This window comes from Macrococcus brunensis, from assembly GCF_022343725.1.
In the GTDB taxonomy this organism is placed as follows: Bacteria; Bacillota; Bacilli; order Staphylococcales; family Staphylococcaceae; genus Macrococcus; species Macrococcus brunensis.
Window position 1 is genome coordinate 216,083 of sequence record NZ_CP092179.1, and the last position, 16,300, is coordinate 232,382.

The 16,300-nt window shown below is 40.7% G+C and carries 28 protein-coding genes; 27 read left to right on the plus strand and 1 reads right to left on the minus strand.

Features of this window, described 5'->3' with window-relative positions; translation table 11 throughout:
* Positions 1 to 59 precede the first annotated feature (59 nt).
* Both MGG13_RS01090 and MGG13_RS01095 read left to right on the plus strand, forming a co-directional pair.
* Entirely contained in the window at positions 60 to 2,177 is a 2,118-nt protein-coding gene (locus MGG13_RS01090; RefSeq protein ID WP_239035069.1) for a DNA topoisomerase III, read from the plus strand.
* 143 nt (positions 2,178 to 2,320) lie between these two features.
* Positions 2,321 to 3,658 (plus strand): NCS2 family permease, encoded by a 1,338-nt coding sequence (locus MGG13_RS01095; protein WP_239035070.1) that lies wholly within the window; start codon positions 2,321 to 2,323, stop codon positions 3,656 to 3,658.
* A 219-nt stretch (positions 3,659 to 3,877) separates the two neighbouring features.
* Here the strand turns inward: MGG13_RS01095 and MGG13_RS01100 are convergent, their stop codons facing one another.
* Positions 3,878 to 4,273 carry a hypothetical protein gene (locus tag MGG13_RS01100; protein WP_239035071.1) on the minus strand — a complete coding sequence of 132 codons (396 nt, stop codon included), beginning with the start codon at positions 4,271 to 4,273 and terminating at the stop codon, positions 3,878 to 3,880.
* Positions 4,274 to 4,619: 346 nt separating this feature from the next.
* On the opposite strand from MGG13_RS01100, the gene rpsJ reads away from it, so the two are divergent.
* The 25 genes from rpsJ (at position 4,620) to rpmJ (ending at position 16,293) form a co-directional block, all read left to right on the plus strand.
* Complete coding sequence (gene rpsJ / locus MGG13_RS01105; protein WP_133417834.1) at positions 4,620 to 4,928, plus strand: 30S ribosomal protein S10; 309 nt, start codon at positions 4,620 to 4,622, stop codon at positions 4,926 to 4,928.
* Between the two features lie 25 nt (positions 4,929 to 4,953).
* The gene (gene rplC / locus MGG13_RS01110; RefSeq protein WP_133431423.1) at positions 4,954 to 5,616 is read left to right on the plus strand and encodes a 50S ribosomal protein L3; all 663 of its coding nucleotides are present in this window, start codon (positions 4,954 to 4,956) and stop codon (positions 5,614 to 5,616) included.
* 24 nt (positions 5,617 to 5,640) lie between these two features.
* Positions 5,641 to 6,264: a 50S ribosomal protein L4 gene (gene rplD, locus MGG13_RS01115; protein ID WP_133431424.1), complete on the plus strand. Its 624-nt coding sequence runs from the start codon at positions 5,641 to 5,643 to the stop codon at positions 6,262 to 6,264.
* Positions 6,264 to 6,539 (plus strand): 50S ribosomal protein L23, encoded by a 276-nt coding sequence (rplW, locus tag MGG13_RS01120; protein WP_133431425.1) that lies wholly within the window; start codon positions 6,264 to 6,266, stop codon positions 6,537 to 6,539. The genes rplD and rplW overlap by 1 nt, the downstream gene beginning before the upstream one ends.
* Positions 6,540 to 6,574: 35 nt before the next feature.
* Entirely contained in the window at positions 6,575 to 7,405 is an 831-nt protein-coding gene (gene rplB / locus MGG13_RS01125) for a 50S ribosomal protein L2 (RefSeq protein WP_133431426.1), read from the plus strand.
* Positions 7,406 to 7,470: 65 nt separating this feature from the next.
* Complete coding sequence (gene rpsS / locus MGG13_RS01130) at positions 7,471 to 7,749, plus strand: 30S ribosomal protein S19 (protein ID WP_133431427.1); 279 nt, start codon at positions 7,471 to 7,473, stop codon at positions 7,747 to 7,749.
* Positions 7,750 to 7,773: 24 nt separating this feature from the next.
* The gene (gene rplV, locus MGG13_RS01135) at positions 7,774 to 8,115 is read left to right on the plus strand and encodes a 50S ribosomal protein L22 (protein ID WP_133451662.1); all 342 of its coding nucleotides are present in this window, start codon (positions 7,774 to 7,776) and stop codon (positions 8,113 to 8,115) included.
* A gap of 27 nt (positions 8,116 to 8,142) precedes the next feature.
* Positions 8,143 to 8,796, plus strand: coding sequence for a 30S ribosomal protein S3 (gene rpsC / locus MGG13_RS01140; RefSeq protein ID WP_133431429.1), 654 nt, complete (start codon positions 8,143 to 8,145; stop codon positions 8,794 to 8,796).
* A gap of 2 nt (positions 8,797 to 8,798) precedes the next feature.
* Positions 8,799 to 9,233, plus strand: a complete 435-nt coding sequence (rplP, locus tag MGG13_RS01145; protein ID WP_133431430.1) for a 50S ribosomal protein L16 — start codon at positions 8,799 to 8,801, stop codon at positions 9,231 to 9,233.
* Positions 9,223 to 9,435 (plus strand): 50S ribosomal protein L29, encoded by a 213-nt coding sequence (gene rpmC, locus MGG13_RS01150; RefSeq protein WP_133417843.1) that lies wholly within the window; start codon positions 9,223 to 9,225, stop codon positions 9,433 to 9,435. Before rplP ends, rpmC begins: the two co-directional genes overlap by 11 nt.
* Positions 9,436 to 9,457: 22 nt before the next feature.
* Positions 9,458 to 9,721, plus strand: coding sequence for a 30S ribosomal protein S17 (gene rpsQ, locus MGG13_RS01155; protein ID WP_133431431.1), 264 nt, complete (start codon positions 9,458 to 9,460; stop codon positions 9,719 to 9,721).
* A gap of 29 nt (positions 9,722 to 9,750) precedes the next feature.
* The gene (gene rplN / locus MGG13_RS01160) at positions 9,751 to 10,119 is read left to right on the plus strand and encodes a 50S ribosomal protein L14 (protein ID WP_133429850.1); all 369 of its coding nucleotides are present in this window, start codon (positions 9,751 to 9,753) and stop codon (positions 10,117 to 10,119) included.
* Positions 10,120 to 10,150: 31 nt separating this feature from the next.
* Complete coding sequence (gene rplX / locus MGG13_RS01165) at positions 10,151 to 10,456, plus strand: 50S ribosomal protein L24 (protein WP_133429849.1); 306 nt, start codon at positions 10,151 to 10,153, stop codon at positions 10,454 to 10,456.
* 24 nt (positions 10,457 to 10,480) lie between these two features.
* On the plus strand, positions 10,481 to 11,020 hold the full coding sequence (rplE, locus tag MGG13_RS01170) for a 50S ribosomal protein L5 (RefSeq protein WP_133431432.1): 540 nt from the start codon (positions 10,481 to 10,483) through the stop codon (positions 11,018 to 11,020).
* Positions 11,021 to 11,049: 29 nt separating this feature from the next.
* The gene (gene rpsN, locus MGG13_RS01175; protein WP_133417847.1) at positions 11,050 to 11,235 is read left to right on the plus strand and encodes a 30S ribosomal protein S14; all 186 of its coding nucleotides are present in this window, start codon (positions 11,050 to 11,052) and stop codon (positions 11,233 to 11,235) included.
* 29 nt (positions 11,236 to 11,264) lie between these two features.
* On the plus strand, positions 11,265 to 11,663 hold the full coding sequence (gene rpsH / locus MGG13_RS01180) for a 30S ribosomal protein S8 (protein ID WP_096077492.1): 399 nt from the start codon (positions 11,265 to 11,267) through the stop codon (positions 11,661 to 11,663).
* A gap of 28 nt (positions 11,664 to 11,691) precedes the next feature.
* A complete protein-coding gene (rplF, locus tag MGG13_RS01185; protein WP_133431433.1) occupies positions 11,692 to 12,228 on the plus strand; it encodes a 50S ribosomal protein L6 in 537 nt (178 codons plus the stop codon).
* Between the two features lie 25 nt (positions 12,229 to 12,253).
* Complete coding sequence (gene rplR / locus MGG13_RS01190) at positions 12,254 to 12,610, plus strand: 50S ribosomal protein L18 (protein WP_133431434.1); 357 nt, start codon at positions 12,254 to 12,256, stop codon at positions 12,608 to 12,610.
* Positions 12,611 to 12,628: 18 nt separating this feature from the next.
* Positions 12,629 to 13,126, plus strand: coding sequence for a 30S ribosomal protein S5 (gene rpsE / locus MGG13_RS01195; protein WP_133431435.1), 498 nt, complete (start codon positions 12,629 to 12,631; stop codon positions 13,124 to 13,126).
* A gap of 13 nt (positions 13,127 to 13,139) precedes the next feature.
* The gene (gene rpmD / locus MGG13_RS01200; protein WP_133431436.1) at positions 13,140 to 13,319 is read left to right on the plus strand and encodes a 50S ribosomal protein L30; all 180 of its coding nucleotides are present in this window, start codon (positions 13,140 to 13,142) and stop codon (positions 13,317 to 13,319) included.
* A gap of 29 nt (positions 13,320 to 13,348) precedes the next feature.
* Entirely contained in the window at positions 13,349 to 13,789 is a 441-nt protein-coding gene (gene rplO / locus MGG13_RS01205; protein ID WP_133431437.1) for a 50S ribosomal protein L15, read from the plus strand.
* On the plus strand, positions 13,789 to 15,078 hold the full coding sequence (gene secY / locus MGG13_RS01210) for a preprotein translocase subunit SecY (protein ID WP_239035072.1): 1,290 nt from the start codon (positions 13,789 to 13,791) through the stop codon (positions 15,076 to 15,078). The genes rplO and secY overlap by 1 nt, the downstream gene beginning before the upstream one ends.
* A 15-nt stretch (positions 15,079 to 15,093) precedes the next feature.
* Positions 15,094 to 15,741 (plus strand): adenylate kinase, encoded by a 648-nt coding sequence (locus MGG13_RS01215; protein WP_133431439.1) that lies wholly within the window; start codon positions 15,094 to 15,096, stop codon positions 15,739 to 15,741.
* 187 nt (positions 15,742 to 15,928) lie between these two features.
* Entirely contained in the window at positions 15,929 to 16,147 is a 219-nt protein-coding gene (infA, locus tag MGG13_RS01220; protein WP_133417855.1) for a translation initiation factor IF-1, read from the plus strand.
* A gap of 32 nt (positions 16,148 to 16,179) precedes the next feature.
* Complete coding sequence (rpmJ, locus tag MGG13_RS01225) at positions 16,180 to 16,293, plus strand: 50S ribosomal protein L36 (protein WP_003720928.1); 114 nt, start codon at positions 16,180 to 16,182, stop codon at positions 16,291 to 16,293.
* The last annotated feature ends 7 nt before the right edge of the window (positions 16,294 to 16,300 follow it).

Genomic DNA, 16,300 nt, shown 5'->3' on the forward strand with positions numbered 1-16,300 from the left:
TGAACTCAACTGAAAGAATGCTATAATGATGCAATGACTTTACGAGAAGGAATGATAGGATGAAATCAGTCGTACTTGCTGAGAAGCCGTCTGTTGCGCGTGATATTGCACGTGTCCTCGGCTGCAATCAGAAAAAAGAAGGCTATATGGAAAACAACCGTTATATCGTCACATGGGCATTAGGTCATTTAGTGACGAATGCAGACCCGGAACAATACGACAATAAGTATAAGACATGGGACTTAAACGAACTGCCGATTCTCCCGAAGTATATGAAGACGGTCGTCATCGGTAAGACGCGTAAGCAGTTCAATACAGTGAAACATCAGATAGAGCGCAGTGATGTCAATGAAATCATCATCGCGACAGATGCCGGCCGCGAAGGAGAACTGGTGGCACGACTCATACTGGAGAAGTGTAAAGGGGAAAAACCTGTTAAACGTCTCTGGATCAGCTCGGTCACTGATAAAGCGATTAAAGATGGCTTCAATCAATTAAAAGACGGCCGCCAGTATCAGGGGCTGTACGATGCTGCTTTGGCACGAAGTGAGGCTGACTGGATTGTCGGTATCAATGCAACACGTGCACTGACGACTAAATATGATGCACAGTTATCTACAGGTCGCGTTCAGACGCCGACATTGCAGATGGTCAAGCTGCGTCAGGATGAAATCAATCAGTTTAAGGCGCGTAAATATTACGGACTTGAAGCAGTTATAAATGGTACGAAGTTCAGCGGGCCAAATCAGATTTTTGATGAAAGACAGATAGATGAGCTGCAGAAAAAGCTGCAGGGACTTGAAGCGGTCGTGAATGCTGTCGACAGTCAGGAGAAAAAGAAATATCCTGATAAACTGTATGACCTGACATCACTTCAGCAGGAAGCTTATAAACGCTACAAATACTCTGCTAAAGAAACGCTGAGTACGATGCAGAACTTATATGAAAGCCATAAACTGGTGACGTATCCCCGAACAGATGCCAACTATTTAACAGAAGATATGGTACCAACACTTCGTGACCGCGTCGCAGCACTCAGCGGCACGCAGTTCAGACCTGTTGTCGTTGAACTGATCAAGACACAGATTAAAGGCAGCAAACATTTTATTGATGATTCAAAAGTATCCGATCACCATGCGATTGTGCCGACAGAAGTCAAGGCGCGTCCGGATGATCTGACGCTCCGCGAACGTCATATATATGAGCTGATTGCAGAACGGTTCCTGAGCGTACTCTTAAAACCTTATCGTTATGAACTGCAGACCGTGAAAGTGACGATCGGCGACACGGTCTTCACTGCGAAACACGAACGACCAGTCGAACTTGGTTTTAAAGCTTTATATGAACAGCTGACTGAAAGAGCTGCACTGGCATTCAAAAAAGGTGACCGCTTAAATGCAAAGCTAACGAAGACATACGGTGAAACAACACCGCCTCCATATTTCAATGAGGGAACGCTGCTGAAAGCGATGGAAAATCCTGCAGCTATCTTCAAGCTGGATAAAGAAAGTCGTTCAACCCTGAAAGAAACAGGGGGTATTGGTACCGTAGCGACAAGAGCAGATATTATAGAGAAGCTTTATAATCTGAATGCCATTGAATCGTCTGACGGCAAACTTCGCGTCACTAATAAAGGGAAACAGCTGCTGGAACTTGCGCCTGCTGAACTGAAATCGCCGGAACTGACAGCAGAGTGGGAACACAAACTGACGCTGATTGAACGCGGTAAATACAACCGAAAAGCGTTTATCGGTGAAATGAGAACATTTACGGAACAGCTGATTCAAGGAATCAAAGACAGTGAAGATAAATTCAAGCATGACAATCTGACGTCAACTGAATGTCCGACGTGTGGTAAGTTTATGCTCGAAATCAAGACGAAGAATACGAAGATGCTGGTCTGTCAGGATCCGCAGTGTAAGACGAAGAAAAATGTCCAGCGTAAGACGAATGCCCGCTGTCCGAACTGTAAGAAGAAGCTGACGCTCCATGGCAAAGGACCGAAGGCGATGTACAGCTGTACATGCGGATTCCATGAGACGCAGGAACAGATGGATAAGAGATTCAGTTCCAAGAAAACAGGAAAAGTATCACGTAATGACATCAAGAAGTATACGCAGAAAGAAGAACCAGTCAATAACCCGTTTGCCGATGCATTAAAAGGATTGAAATTATGAGACTGCCTATAGAGGTAGTCTTTTTTAGTTAAATAACGAACAAAAAAGGATTATTTATTATGAATGTTCGATTTCTTATTGCTTTTTACTGAGTCGCGTAATAGAATATACAAGTATTTTAAAAAAGAACGTAAGGAGTTAATATGAAGAATTATTTTAAATTCGATGAACTCGGCACTAACTATAAGCGCGAGATTCTCGGTGGTCTTACTACTTTCTTATCAATGGCCTATATTCTAGCTGTCAATCCAGCGATGTTATCACTTAAAGATGTGCCTGATCTGCCAGACGCAATGCGTATGGATGCAGGCGCAGTATTCGTTGCAACGATCCTTGCTTCAATCGTCGGCTGTCTCTTCATGGGACTTATCGCCAATTATCCGATCGCACTCGCACCAGGTATGGGACTGAATGCATTCTTCGCGTTCACAGTTGTTCTGACATACGGTATCCCGTGGCAGATTGGTCTGACAGGTGTTCTCTTCTCAGGACTGATTTTTGCGCTTTTAACCATGAGCGGCTGGCGTGAAACGATCATCAACGCCATACCGTTCGAACTGAAGATGGCCGTCTCAGCAGGTATCGGTCTCTTTATTACTTTTGTCGGATTAAAAGGTGCAGGCATTGTCGCGCCAAGTAAAGCGACATTGGTAACAATCGGTAACATCCACGACCCGCATGTCCTACTTGCAGTCGGGGGTATCGTCATTACTGTCATTTTAATGGCACGTAAAGTACCAGGCAGTATCTTTATCGGGATGATGCTGACAGCTATCTTCGGTATGATATTTGGTCTGATTGATCCGCCAAAACAGATCATCAGCCAGATTCCAAGTGTTGAACCGACATTCGGTAAAGCATTTGAAGCGTTTCAGGATCCTGGCCAGTTACTGACATGGCATTTCGTTGCAGTCGTACTGACATTCCTTTTCATCGATTTCTTTGATACAGCAGGGACATTAGTGGCTGTAGCGAACCAGGCAGGGTTTGTTAAAGACAATAAATTACCACGTGCTGGCCGTGCACTCTTTGCGGATTCACTCGCGACAATGACTGGTGCAGTCTTCGGTACTTCAACAACAACTTCTTACATTGAATCATCAGCAGGTGTAGCAGTCGGTGCACGTACAGGTTTTGCCAGTGTAATCACAGCACTTTGCTTTGCATTAGCCTTATTCTTCTCGCCACTGATGGCGGTCGTGACGAGTGCTGTAACAGCACCGGCACTCGTGATTGTTGGTGTACTTATGGTCTCTAACTTAAGTAAAATCGAATGGGACCGTTTTGAAATCGCAGTACCGGCATTCCTGACGATGATCATGATGCCGCTGACATATTCAATCGCAACAGGTATCGCCTGTGGATTTATCTTCTATCCGATTACAATGATTATGGCAGGCAGAAGAAAAGAGATTCATCCTATTATGTATGTACTCTTTATCGTGTTTGTTCTTTACTTCATATTTGTACAACATTCATAAGAATGGCTGCGGCCATTCTTTTTTTGTTTTGGTGCGAGATAGGGGGGGGCATGTCGAGTTACCAGCGATAAACGGCAAATATCGCTGATAACTCAGGATAAAGAGACTGAACCAGGGAGTTACCAGCGATAAACGGTAAATAACGCTGATAACTCCAGTCTTTGCATAAATATCCCCGCAAAAAAATCGACCGCCCTTAGTTAAGGACAGTCGATTTTTCTATTCATATCTTCTATTCACTGTTTTATCTGTATCCCCACCGTAGTAGACGTGTGTGTTACCGACTTGTTTCGGGAATGACATGACGCGGATGATGAAGTAAATCATAATAAATGTCATCACCCAGTGAAGAATCATTGCAACGATAGGAACGAATGATATGAGACTGAAAACAATCCCTACAATCGGTACCCATAAAAGTTCTTTAGAACGTCCATATTGATCAGCAAGCATCGCGGCAATCATAATACCATAAATGATTAAACTAGTACCAATTGGAGCCCAGGCTGTAGATAACACATACAGGTCGCCGATAATCGGTAAGCCAAAAAATGCTTCACGCATCAATGCGATAATACCTAGTACTAAGAATAAAATACGAAATGAACTTTTCATTAAATAACCTCCTTGTTTGTCGTCTTCCATCCATACATGCTCTTTCTAATGGAAGATACTTCTATTATACTATCTTTGGCAAAATTCCTTAATTATAATGACTTGCACCCAGCACTGATAATCGGTAGAATATAAAAATACGGTTTGAAAATAAAATCAACATTTCTAGTGTAAAGTGTTGATTTTTACAGTGAAGTCCTGTATTATATCTACTGTTGGACTTTTAAAAGCGATGAAGCGAGAGGTTACTGACACACCCGGCCGCTTTGCCATGGCGATGTGTGAGACAATTTTCGTGGAGAAGTCTATCAAACCAAAATAGACGATATCAAGAGGAGGTAAAATAATGGCAAAACAAAAAATTCGTATTCGTTTGAAAGCTTATGATCACCGTGTGATCGATCAATCAGCTGAGAAGATTGTAGAAGTAGCGAAACGTTCAGGTGCTGAAGTATCTGGTCCGATTCCGTTACCAACTGAAAAAACAGTTTATACAATCATCCGTGCCGTGCACAAATACAAAGACTCACGTGAGCAATTTGAGCAACGCACACACAAACGTCTTATCGACATTGTTAACCCTACACCTAAAACAGTTGATGCTCTTATGGGCTTAAACTTACCGTCAGGCGTAGACATCGAAATCAAATTATAATTTAAAGTAGGAGGTGCGACTTTCGATGACCAAAGGAATCTTAGGAAGAAAAGTGGGAATGACTCAAGTATTCGCTGAAAACGGTGAGTTAATTCCAGTAACTGTAGTAGAAGCAGCACAAAACGTTGTATTACAAAAGAAAACTGACGAAGTTGATGGTTACTCATCAATCCAAATCGGTTTCGAAGACAAACAAGCATACAAAAAAGACCGTAAGTCTAATAAATATGCAACTAAGCCAGCTGAAGGCCATGCTAAAAAAGCAGGCACAGCGCCTAAGCGCTTCATTCGTGAATTCAGAAACGTAGATGCTTCTGAATACGAAGTAGGTCAAGAAGTCACTGTTGATACATTCCAAGCTGGTGACATCGTTGACGTGACAGGAACTTCAAAAGGTAAAGGTTTCCAAGGCGCAATCAAACGCCACGGACAGTCACGTGGACCAATGAGTCACGGTTCTCGTTACCACAGACGCCCAGGTTCAATGGGTATGGCATCTGACGCTTCTAAAGTATTTAAAGGTAAAGCATTACCAGGCCGTATGGGCGGTAATACTGTTACTATGCAAAACTTAGAAATCGTTAAAGTTGATGTTGAAAACAACGTTATCTTAGTTAAAGGTAATGTTCCAGGACCTAAAAAAGGATTAGTTAAAATCCAGACTTCAATTAAAAAAGGCAATAAATAATAGCTGAAAGGAGGACATAACATAATGGCTAATTATGATGTATTAAAAGTAGATGGATCTAAAGCAGGTTCAATCGAATTAAACGACAACGTATTCGGTATCGAACCTAATCAACATGTATTATTCGAAGCAATCAATCTTCAACGTGCTTCACTTCGTCAAGGTACGCACTCAGTAAAAAACCGTTCAGCAGTACGCGGTGGTGGACGTAAACCTTGGAAACAAAAAGGAACTGGCCGTGCTCGTCAAGGTACAATCCGTGCGCCACAATGGCGTGGTGGTGGTATCGTATTCGGACCAACACCAAGAAGCTACTCTTACAAAATGCCTAAGAAGATGCGCCGCTTAGCGCTTCGTTCAGCATTATCAGCTAAAGTAAGAGACAACGAATTCACAGTTCTTGATGCATTAACATTCAATGCTCCAAAAACAAAAGAATTCAAATCAATGGCAACGACACTTGAATTGCCTAAAAAAGTACTTTTCGTTATTGACGCTGAAGACATTAACGTGTTCTTATCAGCTCGTAACATCCCTGGTGTGACAGTTGTAACTGCATCTGGTCTGAACGTTTTAGATATCGTTCATGCTAACCAAGTAGTGATGACTCAAGCAGCAGTTCAAAAAGTAGAGGAGGTGCTCGGTTAATGGAAGCTCGCGATATCATTAAGCGCCCCGTAATCACTGAACGTTCATCTGAGCAGATGGCTGACGAGAAGTATACATTCGATGTAGACACTCGCGCTAACAAAACTCAAATCAAAATTGCGATTGAAGAAATCTTCAACGTTAAAGTTGATAAAGTGAACGTAATGAACTACAAAGCGAAAAAGAAACGTGTAGGTCGCTACACTGGCTACACAAACAAACGTAGAAAAGCAATCGTTACATTAAAAGAAGGATCAATCGATTTCTTCAACTAAAAATAAACATTTACCATTAAGGAGGTAAAACGACAATGGCAATTAAACATTATAAGCCAATAACAAACGGTCGTCGTAATATGACAGGTTCAGATTTCGCTGAAATTACGTCAACGTCACCTGAAAAGTCATTACTTGAGCCCCTTCCGAGAAAAGCGGGTCGTAACAACCAAGGTAAATTGACTGTACGTCACAGAGGTGGCGGTCATAAACGTCAGTACCGTGTTATTGATTTCAAACGTAATAAAGATGGTATTCCAGGTAAAGTCGCTACTATCGAGTACGATCCAAACCGTTCAGCGAATATCGCATTAATCCACTACTTAGATGGTGAAAAACGTTATATCATCGCGCCTAAAGGCTTAGTTGTTGGTCAAGAAATCAACAACGGTCCAGAAGCAGATATTAAAGTAGGTAACGCATTACCACTTATCAACATCCCAGTCGGTACAGTTATCCACAATATCGAGTTAAAACCAGGCAAAGGTGGTCAGTTAGTACGTTCAGCTGGTACATCTGCTCAAGTACTTGGTAAAGAAGGTAAATACGTTCTTGTTCGTCTTAAATCTGGTGAAGTTCGTATGATCCTTTCAACTTGCCGTGCTACAATCGGTCAAGTAGGTAACGAACAACACGAACTTATCAACATCGGTAAAGCCGGTCGTTCTAGATGGAAAGGCAAACGCCCAACTGTTCGTGGTTCTGTAATGAACCCTAACGATCACCCACACGGTGGTGGTGAAGGACGTACTTCAATCGGACGTAAATCTCCAATGTCTCCATGGGGTAAACCAACCCTTGGTAAGAAAACTCGTAAAAAGAAAAACCGTTCTAACAAACTTATCGTTCGTGGACGTAAGAAATAATAAAATCAACTTGCTGACTGCGGCATAAGCCGCAGTGTACAGCAGGATAAGAGGGAGGCGCCACAATGGCTCGTAGTCTTAAAAAAGGACCTTTCGTTGACGATCACTTAATGAAAAAAGTTGAAGCAATGGAAGCAAACACTAAAAAATCAGTAATTAAAACTTGGTCTCGTCGCTCTACTATTTTCCCTAACTTCATCGGCCACACTATCGCAGTATACGATGGACGTAAACACGTGCCTGTATTCGTAACTGAAGATATGGTTGGACACAAATTAGGCGAATTCGCACCTACACGTACTTACAAAGGTCACGGTGCAGACGACAAGAAAACTAAACGCTAATTTCATATTTAAGGAGGAGAAACCATGGAAGCAAAAGCGGTAGCAAGAACAATCCGTATCGCACCTCGTAAAGTGAGATTAGTTTTAGATCTTATCCGAGGTAAAGAAGTTGGCGAAGCAATTGCCATCTTAAAATTAACAAATAAAGCATCTTCACCAGTAGTGGAAAAATTATTAATGTCAGCTTTAGCAAACGCTGAGCATAACTACGACATGAACATCGACACTTTAGTGGTTAAAGAAGCATATGCTAACGAAGGTCCGACTTTAAAACGTTTCCGCCCACGTGCACAAGGCCGTGCGAGCGCGATCAACAAACGTACTAGTCATATCACTATCGTAGTAGCAGATAAAGAAGCTAAATAATTAATATCTCATTAAGGAGGGAATACAGTGGGTCAAAAAATTAATCCTATCGGACTTCGTGTCGGTATCATCCGTGACTGGGATGCGAAATGGTATGCAGAAAAAGATTTCGCTACTCTGTTACACGAAGACTTAAAAATTCGTAAATATATCGCAGAAAACTTAAAAGACGCTTCTGTTTCTCGTGTAGAAATCGAACGTGCAGCTAATCGCGTTAATATCGCTATCCACACTGGTAAACCTGGTATGGTTATCGGTAAAGGCGGTTCTGAAATCGAAAAATTACGTAACAACTTAAACGGTTTAACTGGCAAACGCGTACACATCAACGTTGTTGAAATCAAGAAAGTTGATATGGATGCAACACTTGTTGCTGAAAACATCGCTCGTCAATTAGAAAACCGTGCATCATTCCGTCGCGCTCAGAAACAAGCAATTCAACGTGCTATGAAACTTGGTGCTAAAGGTATCAAAACTCAAGTATCAGGTCGTTTAGGTGGTGCGGATATCGCACGTGCTGAGCAATATTCTGAAGGAACTGTTCCACTTCATACATTACGTGCTGACATCGATTACGCACATGCTGAAGCAGACACTACTTATGGTAAATTAGGTGTTAAAGTATGGATCTACCGTGGAGAAGTTCTTCCTACTAAGAAGTCTAGTGAAGGAGGAAAATAATAATGTTATTACCGAAACGTGTAAAATACCGTCGTCAACATAGACCTAAAACAACTGGTCGTTCAAAAGGCGGAAATGAAGTAACATTTGGTGAATATGGTTTACAAGCAACAACAACTGCTTGGATCACATCACGTCAAATCGAATCTGCCCGTATCGCAATGACTCGTTACATGAAACGTGGCGGGAAAGTTTGGATCAAAATCTTCCCACATACACCTTACACTAAAAAACCTTTAGAAGTACGTATGGGTTCTGGTAAAGGTGCCGTTGAAGGATGGGTAGCAGTAGTAAAACCTGGACGTATTATGTTTGAAATCGCTGGTGTTCCAGAAGAAACAGCTCGTGAAGCATTACGTTTAGCATCTCACAAACTTCCAGTGAAAACTAAGTTTGTAAAACGTGAAGAATTGGGTGGTGACACAAATGAAAGCTAAGGAAATTAGAGATTTAACCACTTCTGAAATTGAATCAAAAGTAAAAGCGCTTAAAGAGGAACTTTTCAACCTACGCTTTCAGTTAGCTACAGGTCAACTTGAAAATACAGCACGTATTCGTGAAGTAAAGAAATCAATCGCGCGAATGAAAACTGTTGTACGTGCAAGAGAAATTGAGCAACAAAAAACTGAACAAAAATAATTGAAAAGAGGAGGACACTCTAGTGAGCGAAAGAAATTACCGCAAAGTTTACACTGGTAAAGTTGTATCTGACAAAATGGATAAAACAATTACAGTGTCAGTAGAAACTTACAAAACACATTCTTTATACGGCAAACGTATCAAGTATACGAAAAAATATAAAGCACATGATGAAAACAATACAGCTAAAATGGGCGATATCGTAAGAATTATGGAAACACGTCCTTTATCAGCTACAAAACGCTTCCGTTTAGTTGAAGTAGTTGAAGAATCAATCATTATTTAATCAATATAAGATAAAGGAGGTAACTCAGAATGATCCAACAGGAATCACGCTTAAAAGTAGCAGACAACTCTGGTGCCCGTGAAGTATTAACTATTAAAGTATTAGGCGGATCTGGCCGTAAAACAGCTAACATTGGTGACGTTATTGTATGTACTGTTAAAAATGCTACACCAGGTGGCGTTGTTAAAAAAGGTGACGTTGTTAAAGCAGTAATCGTTCGTACTAAATCTGGTGTACGCCGTAACGACGGTTCTTACATCAAATTCGATGAGAACGCTTGTGTTATCATCCGTGACGACAAAGGTCCTCGTGGAACACGTATCTTCGGACCAGTTGCTCGTGAATTACGTGACGGCAACTTCATGAAAATCGTTTCATTAGCACCTGAAGTATTATAATAACCACTAAAAATTGAGGAGGTGTCTCGACATGCACGTAAAAAAAGGCGACAAAGTTATCGTTATCACAGGTAAAGATAAAGGTAAAACAGGAACTGTAATTGAAGCACTTCCTAAAAAAGATCGCGTTGTAGTTGAAGGTGTTAACATCATCAAAAAACACCAAAAACCAACACAAATGAATCCTGAAGGCGGAATCGAAGAGCGCGAAGCTGCGATTCACGTATCAAACGTTATGTTACTGGATCCTAAAACAAACAAACCAACACGTGTCGGCTACAAAGTAGAAGACGGTAAAAAAGTTCGTGTTGCGAAGAAGTCTGGAGAAATCATTTAATAATCTTGGAAGGAGGTTCTCACTTTGACTCGTTTAAAAGAAAAGTTCAATAATGAAATTACACCTGAATTGATGAAAAAGTTTAACTACGCATCAGTAATGGAAGTACCAAGAATCGAAAAAATCGTTGTGAATATGGGTATCGGTGATGCTGTTCAAAACTCTAAAGTATTAGATACTGCAGTTGAAGAACTTCAAGCAATCACTGGTCAAAAACCAATGGTTACTAAAGCTAAAAAATCAATCGCAACATTCCGTTTACGTGAAGGAATGCCTATCGGTGCGAAAGTAACGTTACGTGGCGAAAGAATGTACGAATTCTTCGACAAATTAGTAAACGTTTCACTTCCTCGTGTACGTGACTTCCGTGGTATCTCAAACAAAGCGTTTGACGGCCGTGGTAACTACACTTTAGGTGTTAAAGAACAACTCATTTTCCCTGAAATTGACTATGATAAAGTAAGTAAAGTACGAGGAATGGATATCGTTATCGTTACAACGGCTAACACTGACGAGGAAGCTCGTGAATTGTTAACTCAATTCGGTATGCCATTTCAAAAGTAATCTCTAATCTAATAGGAGGCTAAAACTTAATGGCTAAAAAATCAATGATCGTTAAACAACAACGTGAACCTAAATTCAAAGTTCAAGCTTATACAAGATGTGAACGTTGTGGACGTCCACATTCAGTTATCCGCAAATTTAAACTTTGCCGTATTTGTTTCCGTGAATTAGCTTACAAAGGTCAGATTCCTGGCGTTAAAAAAGCAAGCTGGTAAAATCAAAGAGTTGAAAGGAGGAAATTTTAATGACTATGTCAGATCCAATCGCAGATATGCTAACACGTGTGCGTAACGCAAACATGGTGCGTCACGAAAAATTAGAATTACCTGCATCAAACATTAAAAAAGAAATCGCTGAAATCCTTAAACGTGAAGGATTCGTTAAAAGCGTAGAATATATCGAAGATGACAAACAAGGTGTTATCCGTATGTTCCTTAAATACGGTTCAAACAACGAACGTGTTATCACTGGTTTAAAACGTATCTCTAAACCTGGTTTACGTGTATACGCAAAAGCTGATGAACTTCCTAAAGTATTAAATGGTTTAGGTATCGCATTAGTTTCAACTTCTGAAGGTGTTTTAACTGATAAAGAAGCGCGTCAACGTAATATCGGTGGAGAAGTATTAGCTTACATCTGGTAAGAATTATTAAAGAAGGAGGTGCCGACAGATGAGTCGTGTTGGTAAGAAAATTATTGACATCCCAGCTGGTGTAGAAATCAAAATTGATGGACACACACTGACAGTTAAGGGTCCTAAAGGTGAATTGACAAGAACATTTAACGAAGAAATGACTTATAACTTAGAAGACAACACTTTAGAAGTTGTTCGTCCTTCTGATTCTAAAGCACATAAAACAATCCATGGTACAACGCGTGCATTAATCGCTAACATGGTTGAAGGTGTGTCTAAAGGTTTCGAAAAGAAACTTGAATTAATCGGGGTTGGTTACCGTGCGCAAATGCAAGGTAAAAACTTAATCCTTAACGTTGGATACTCTCACCCAGTTGAAATCGTAGCAGAAGACGGTATCACATTATCTGTTGAGAAAAATACTAGCGTAAAAGTTGAAGGTATTTCTAAAGAGCGCGTTGGTGCGATCGCATCAAACATCCGTGCTACTCGTCCACCAGAACCTTATAAAGGTAAAGGTATCCGTTACGAAGGCGAATACGTTCGTCGTAAAGAAGGTAAAACTGGTAAGTAATTAACTTAAAGAAAGGAGTATTCACATGATCTCTAAAATCGATAAGAATAAAGTACGTTTAAAAAGACATGCTCGTGTTCGTGCGAAACTTGCAGGTACAACTGAGCGTCCACGTTTAAACGTATACCGTTCTAACAAACACATTTATGCTCAAGTAATTGATGACGCTCAAGGTGTTACAATTGCACAAGCATCTACACAGACTTTAGACTTAGATGCAACATCAAACGTTGAAGCAGCTAAAAAAGTAGGCGAAGCAGTCGCAAAAGCAGCAGTTGAAAAAGGTATCACTGCAGTTGTCTTTGACCGCGGAGGGTATTTATACCACGGCCGTGTTCAAGCTTTAGCTGAAGCAGCTCGTGAAAACGGACTTCAATTTTAATAAAAGGAGGGACACTTAATGCGTCGTGAAAGAGAAGTAAAAGAATTTGAAGAACGCGTAGTTACGATTAACCGTGTTTCTAAAGTAGTTAAGGGTGGACGTCGTATGCGTTTCACTGCACTTGTAGTCGTTGGAGATAAAAACGGTCGCGTAGGTTTCGGTACTGGTAAAGCTCAAGAAGTACCAGAAGCGATCAAAAAAGCAATCGAAGATGCGAAGAAAAACTTAATCACTGTTCCTCGTGTAGAGGGTACTACTCCTCACCAAGTAACAGGTCGTTTCGGTGCTGGTAGCGTATTAATCAAACCAGCTGCACCTGGTACAGGGGTTATCGCTGGTGGTCCAGTGCGTGCCGTACTTGAATTAGCAGGTATCACTGACATCTTATCTAAATCTTTAGGTTCAAACACACCAATCAACATGGTCCGCGCGACTGTTGAAGGTTTAAAAGAACTTAAAGTGGCTGAAGAAGTAGCACAATTACGTGGAAAAACAGTCGAAGAACTATTAAATTAAGGAGGGCATACAAATGGCTAAATTACAAATTTCCCTCACTCGTAGTATCATCGGTCGTCCTGAAACACAACGTAAAACTGTTGCTGCTTTAGGTCTCAAAAAAATGCATCAGACAGTTGAAGTTGATGACAACCCTGCGATTCGTGGGCAAATCAATAAAGTAAGTCACTTAGTGACAGTTAAAGAAATTTAATTTCTATTATTAATTAAGGAGGTGCCGTAATGAAATTACATGAGATGAAACCTGTTGAAGGTGCTCGTAAAGAACGTAACCGTGTAGGCCGTGGTATGGCTTCAGGTAACGGTAAAACAAGTGGCCGTGGACACAAAGGTCAGAAAGCTCGTTCAGGTGGTGGCGTACGTTTAGGCTTCGAAGGTGGTCAATTACCATTATTCCGTCGTCTTCCAAAACGTGGTTTCACTAACATTAACCGTAAAGAATATGCTATCGTTAACGTAAGCGAATTAGATCGTTTCGAAGAAGGTACTGAAGTAACTCCAGCTTTATTACTTGAAACTGGTGTTGTAAGTGCTGAAAAATCAGGAATCAAAATTCTTGGTAACGGTGAACTGTCTAAAAAGCTTACAGTCAAAGCTCATAAATTCTCAGCTTCAGCGATTGAAGCAATTGAAAGTAAGGGCGGAACTCACGAGGTGATCTAATGTTTGAGACACTCAAGAATTTCTTCACAACAAAAGAAATTCGTAGCAAGATATTGTTTACACTCGCAATGTTATTAATCTTTAAGATCGGAACTTACATTCCGGTCCCGGGTGTTAACCCAAGTGCTTTTGATACACAAGCAAACGCTGGTGTAACTGATTTATTCAACACATTCGGCGGGGGCGCACTAAAGAATTTCTCCATTCTTGCAATGGGGATTATGCCTTATATCACGGCGTCTATCGTTATGCAGCTTCTGCAGATGGATGTTGTACCGAAACTGACAGAATGGTCTAAGCAAGGTGAAGTAGGACGTAAGAAGATTAATCAGGTTACGCGTTACTTCACAATTATCTTAGCGTTTATTCAAGGTTTAGGAATGAGTTATAGCTTTAACAACATGCTTGGAGGCCAGTTGATTCAGAATACATCGATCTGGAGCTTCCTGCTGATTGCACTTGTTTTAACTGCTGGTACTGCATTTTTAGTGTGGTTAGGCGAACAGATTACACAGTACGGTGTAGGTAATGGTATTTCTATTATTATCTTCGCTGGTATCCTGTCTTCTATTCCGACAGCGCTTGGACAATTCTATCAGCAGAGTTTCGTAGGTGCTGAAGATACGACTATGGCAATCCTGAAAGCAGTTGGCTTACTTATTGGTATGATTCTTTTAACAGCGGGTGCGGTATTTGTACTGCAGGCAGTACGTAAAATTCCGATTCAATATGCTAAACGTCAAACAGGCAATCGCTTAGCACCACAAGCAACATTCCTTCCAATGAAAGTGAATGCTGCCGGTGTTATTCCAGTTATCTTCGCTATGGCATTCTTCATGTTACCGAAGACACTGACAATGTTCTTCCCGACTCAAGATTGGGCTCAGAACATTGCGACTTATGCAGACCCTACACATGGTGTCGGCATGGTAATCTATATTATTCTGATCATCGCGTTCTCTTACTTCTATGCATTTGTACAGGTTAATCCTGAACAGATGGCAGAGAATTTAAGAAAACAAGGTAGTTATGTACCAGGGATTCGTCCTGGTAAATCAACGCAAGACTATATTACACGCGTATTATATCGCTTAACTTTTGTCGGTTCATTATTCCTTGCAGGTATTTCGATTCTGCCGCTTATTGCGACAACGTTTATGAACTTGCCCCAGTCACTTCGTATTGGTGGTACAAGTTTACTGATTGTGATCGGTGTAGCACTTGAAACAATGGCTCAATTAAAAGCACAGCTTAATCAACGTGAATATAGAGGATTTAGAAGACGTTAGTAGGAGGGAAAATTAATGAACATCATTTTAATGGGTTTACCTGGTGCAGGTAAAGGAACTCAAGCGAGTGAGATTATTAAGAAATACCCTATCCCACATATTTCAACTGGTGACATGTTCCGCGCTGCTATCAAGAATGGCACTCCGCTCGGTAACGAAGCGAAGTCATTCATGGATAAAGGCGAACTTGTTCCAGATGAAGTGACTATTGGTATAGTGAAAGAACGTTTAGCAGAAGAAGATGCTAAAAAAGGATTCTTACTTGATGGTTTCCCACGTACAGTTGAACAGGCCGCGGCACTGAATACAATGCTTGAAGAGTCAGGTCGTAAGATCGAAGCTGTTATCAACATTGAAGTTCAGGAAGAAGAACTGATGAACCGTTTAACGGGTCGTCGTATCTGTGAGACTTGTGGAACAACTTATCATCTCGTATTCAATCCGCCTAAAGTAGAAGGTATTTGTGACCTTGATGGTGGTAAATTATATCAACGTGAGGATGACAATCCTGAAACTGTTGCTAATCGCTTAAGCGTTAATATTAAACAGACTAAACCTTTACTCGACTTTTACAGCGAGCAGGGCATTCTGAAGAATATCGACGGTTCTAGAGAGATTCAAGACGTGACAGCTGACGTTGAAGGTATTTTAACTAACCTTTAATTCACATTACCGTTTCGCCTCCGGGTGAAGATACTTTTTATGTTCCAAATCGATCTTTGTGATATGACGTTATCCTCACCTAAAGTCCAAACAAGCTCGTAGATTTATTGCACCAAATCATTTATAATAGATGAGTTGACAATGTATCTCGACTTTCTTGAAACTTAAAAAAAGGGGGCAAATGATAATGGCTAAGCAAGATGTTATTGAACTAGAAGGTACAGTACTTGATACTTTACCGAATGCAATGTTCAAAGTAGAACTGGAAAATGGTCATGAGATCTTAGCACACGTTAGTGGTAAAATCCGTATGAACTATATCCGTATTCTGCCAGGTGACAAAGTAACAGTGGAAATGAGTCCATACGACTTAACGCGTGGACGCATCACGTATCGTTTCAAATAAACGAACTCCATCATAAATAGGAGGTTATAAACATGAAAGTAAGACCATCAGTTAAACCTATGTGCGAAAAATGTAAAGTTATTCGTCGTAAAGGTAAAGTAATGGTAATTTGTGAGAACCCAAAACACAAACAAAAACAAGGATAAAAATGGA

Excerpts from the sequence above, each read along its gene's own strand:
- MGG13_RS01090 (WP_239035069.1), top strand. The coding sequence starts at position 60 with ATGAAATCAGTCGTACTTGCTGAGAAGCCGTCTGTTGCGCGTGATATT.
- MGG13_RS01095 (WP_239035070.1), top strand. The coding sequence starts at position 2,321 with ATGAAGAATTATTTTAAATTCGATGAACTCGGCACTAACTATAAGCGC.
- MGG13_RS01100 (WP_239035071.1), bottom strand. The coding sequence starts at position 4,273 with ATGAAAAGTTCATTTCGTATTTTATTCTTAGTACTAGGTATTATCGCA.
- rpsJ (WP_133417834.1), top strand. The coding sequence starts at position 4,620 with ATGGCAAAACAAAAAATTCGTATTCGTTTGAAAGCTTATGATCACCGT.
- rplC (WP_133431423.1), top strand. The coding sequence starts at position 4,954 with ATGACCAAAGGAATCTTAGGAAGAAAAGTGGGAATGACTCAAGTATTC.
- rplD (WP_133431424.1), top strand. The coding sequence starts at position 5,641 with ATGGCTAATTATGATGTATTAAAAGTAGATGGATCTAAAGCAGGTTCA.
- rplW (WP_133431425.1), top strand. The coding sequence starts at position 6,264 with ATGGAAGCTCGCGATATCATTAAGCGCCCCGTAATCACTGAACGTTCA.
- rplB (WP_133431426.1), top strand. The coding sequence starts at position 6,575 with ATGGCAATTAAACATTATAAGCCAATAACAAACGGTCGTCGTAATATG.
- rpsS (WP_133431427.1), top strand. The coding sequence starts at position 7,471 with ATGGCTCGTAGTCTTAAAAAAGGACCTTTCGTTGACGATCACTTAATG.
- rplV (WP_133451662.1), top strand. The coding sequence starts at position 7,774 with ATGGAAGCAAAAGCGGTAGCAAGAACAATCCGTATCGCACCTCGTAAA.
- rplP (WP_133431430.1), top strand. The coding sequence starts at position 8,799 with ATGTTATTACCGAAACGTGTAAAATACCGTCGTCAACATAGACCTAAA.
- rpmC (WP_133417843.1), top strand. The coding sequence starts at position 9,223 with ATGAAAGCTAAGGAAATTAGAGATTTAACCACTTCTGAAATTGAATCA.
- rplN (WP_133429850.1), top strand. The coding sequence starts at position 9,751 with ATGATCCAACAGGAATCACGCTTAAAAGTAGCAGACAACTCTGGTGCC.
- rplX (WP_133429849.1), top strand. The coding sequence starts at position 10,151 with ATGCACGTAAAAAAAGGCGACAAAGTTATCGTTATCACAGGTAAAGAT.
- rpsN (WP_133417847.1), top strand. The coding sequence starts at position 11,050 with ATGGCTAAAAAATCAATGATCGTTAAACAACAACGTGAACCTAAATTC.
- rpsH (WP_096077492.1), top strand. The coding sequence starts at position 11,265 with ATGACTATGTCAGATCCAATCGCAGATATGCTAACACGTGTGCGTAAC.
- rplF (WP_133431433.1), top strand. The coding sequence starts at position 11,692 with ATGAGTCGTGTTGGTAAGAAAATTATTGACATCCCAGCTGGTGTAGAA.
- rplR (WP_133431434.1), top strand. The coding sequence starts at position 12,254 with ATGATCTCTAAAATCGATAAGAATAAAGTACGTTTAAAAAGACATGCT.
- rpsE (WP_133431435.1), top strand. The coding sequence starts at position 12,629 with ATGCGTCGTGAAAGAGAAGTAAAAGAATTTGAAGAACGCGTAGTTACG.
- rpmD (WP_133431436.1), top strand. The coding sequence starts at position 13,140 with ATGGCTAAATTACAAATTTCCCTCACTCGTAGTATCATCGGTCGTCCT.
- rplO (WP_133431437.1), top strand. The coding sequence starts at position 13,349 with ATGAAATTACATGAGATGAAACCTGTTGAAGGTGCTCGTAAAGAACGT.
- secY (WP_239035072.1), top strand. The coding sequence starts at position 13,789 with ATGTTTGAGACACTCAAGAATTTCTTCACAACAAAAGAAATTCGTAGC.
- MGG13_RS01215 (WP_133431439.1), top strand. The coding sequence starts at position 15,094 with ATGAACATCATTTTAATGGGTTTACCTGGTGCAGGTAAAGGAACTCAA.
- infA (WP_133417855.1), top strand. The coding sequence starts at position 15,929 with ATGGCTAAGCAAGATGTTATTGAACTAGAAGGTACAGTACTTGATACT.
- rpmJ (WP_003720928.1), top strand. The coding sequence starts at position 16,180 with ATGAAAGTAAGACCATCAGTTAAACCTATGTGCGAAAAATGTAAAGTT.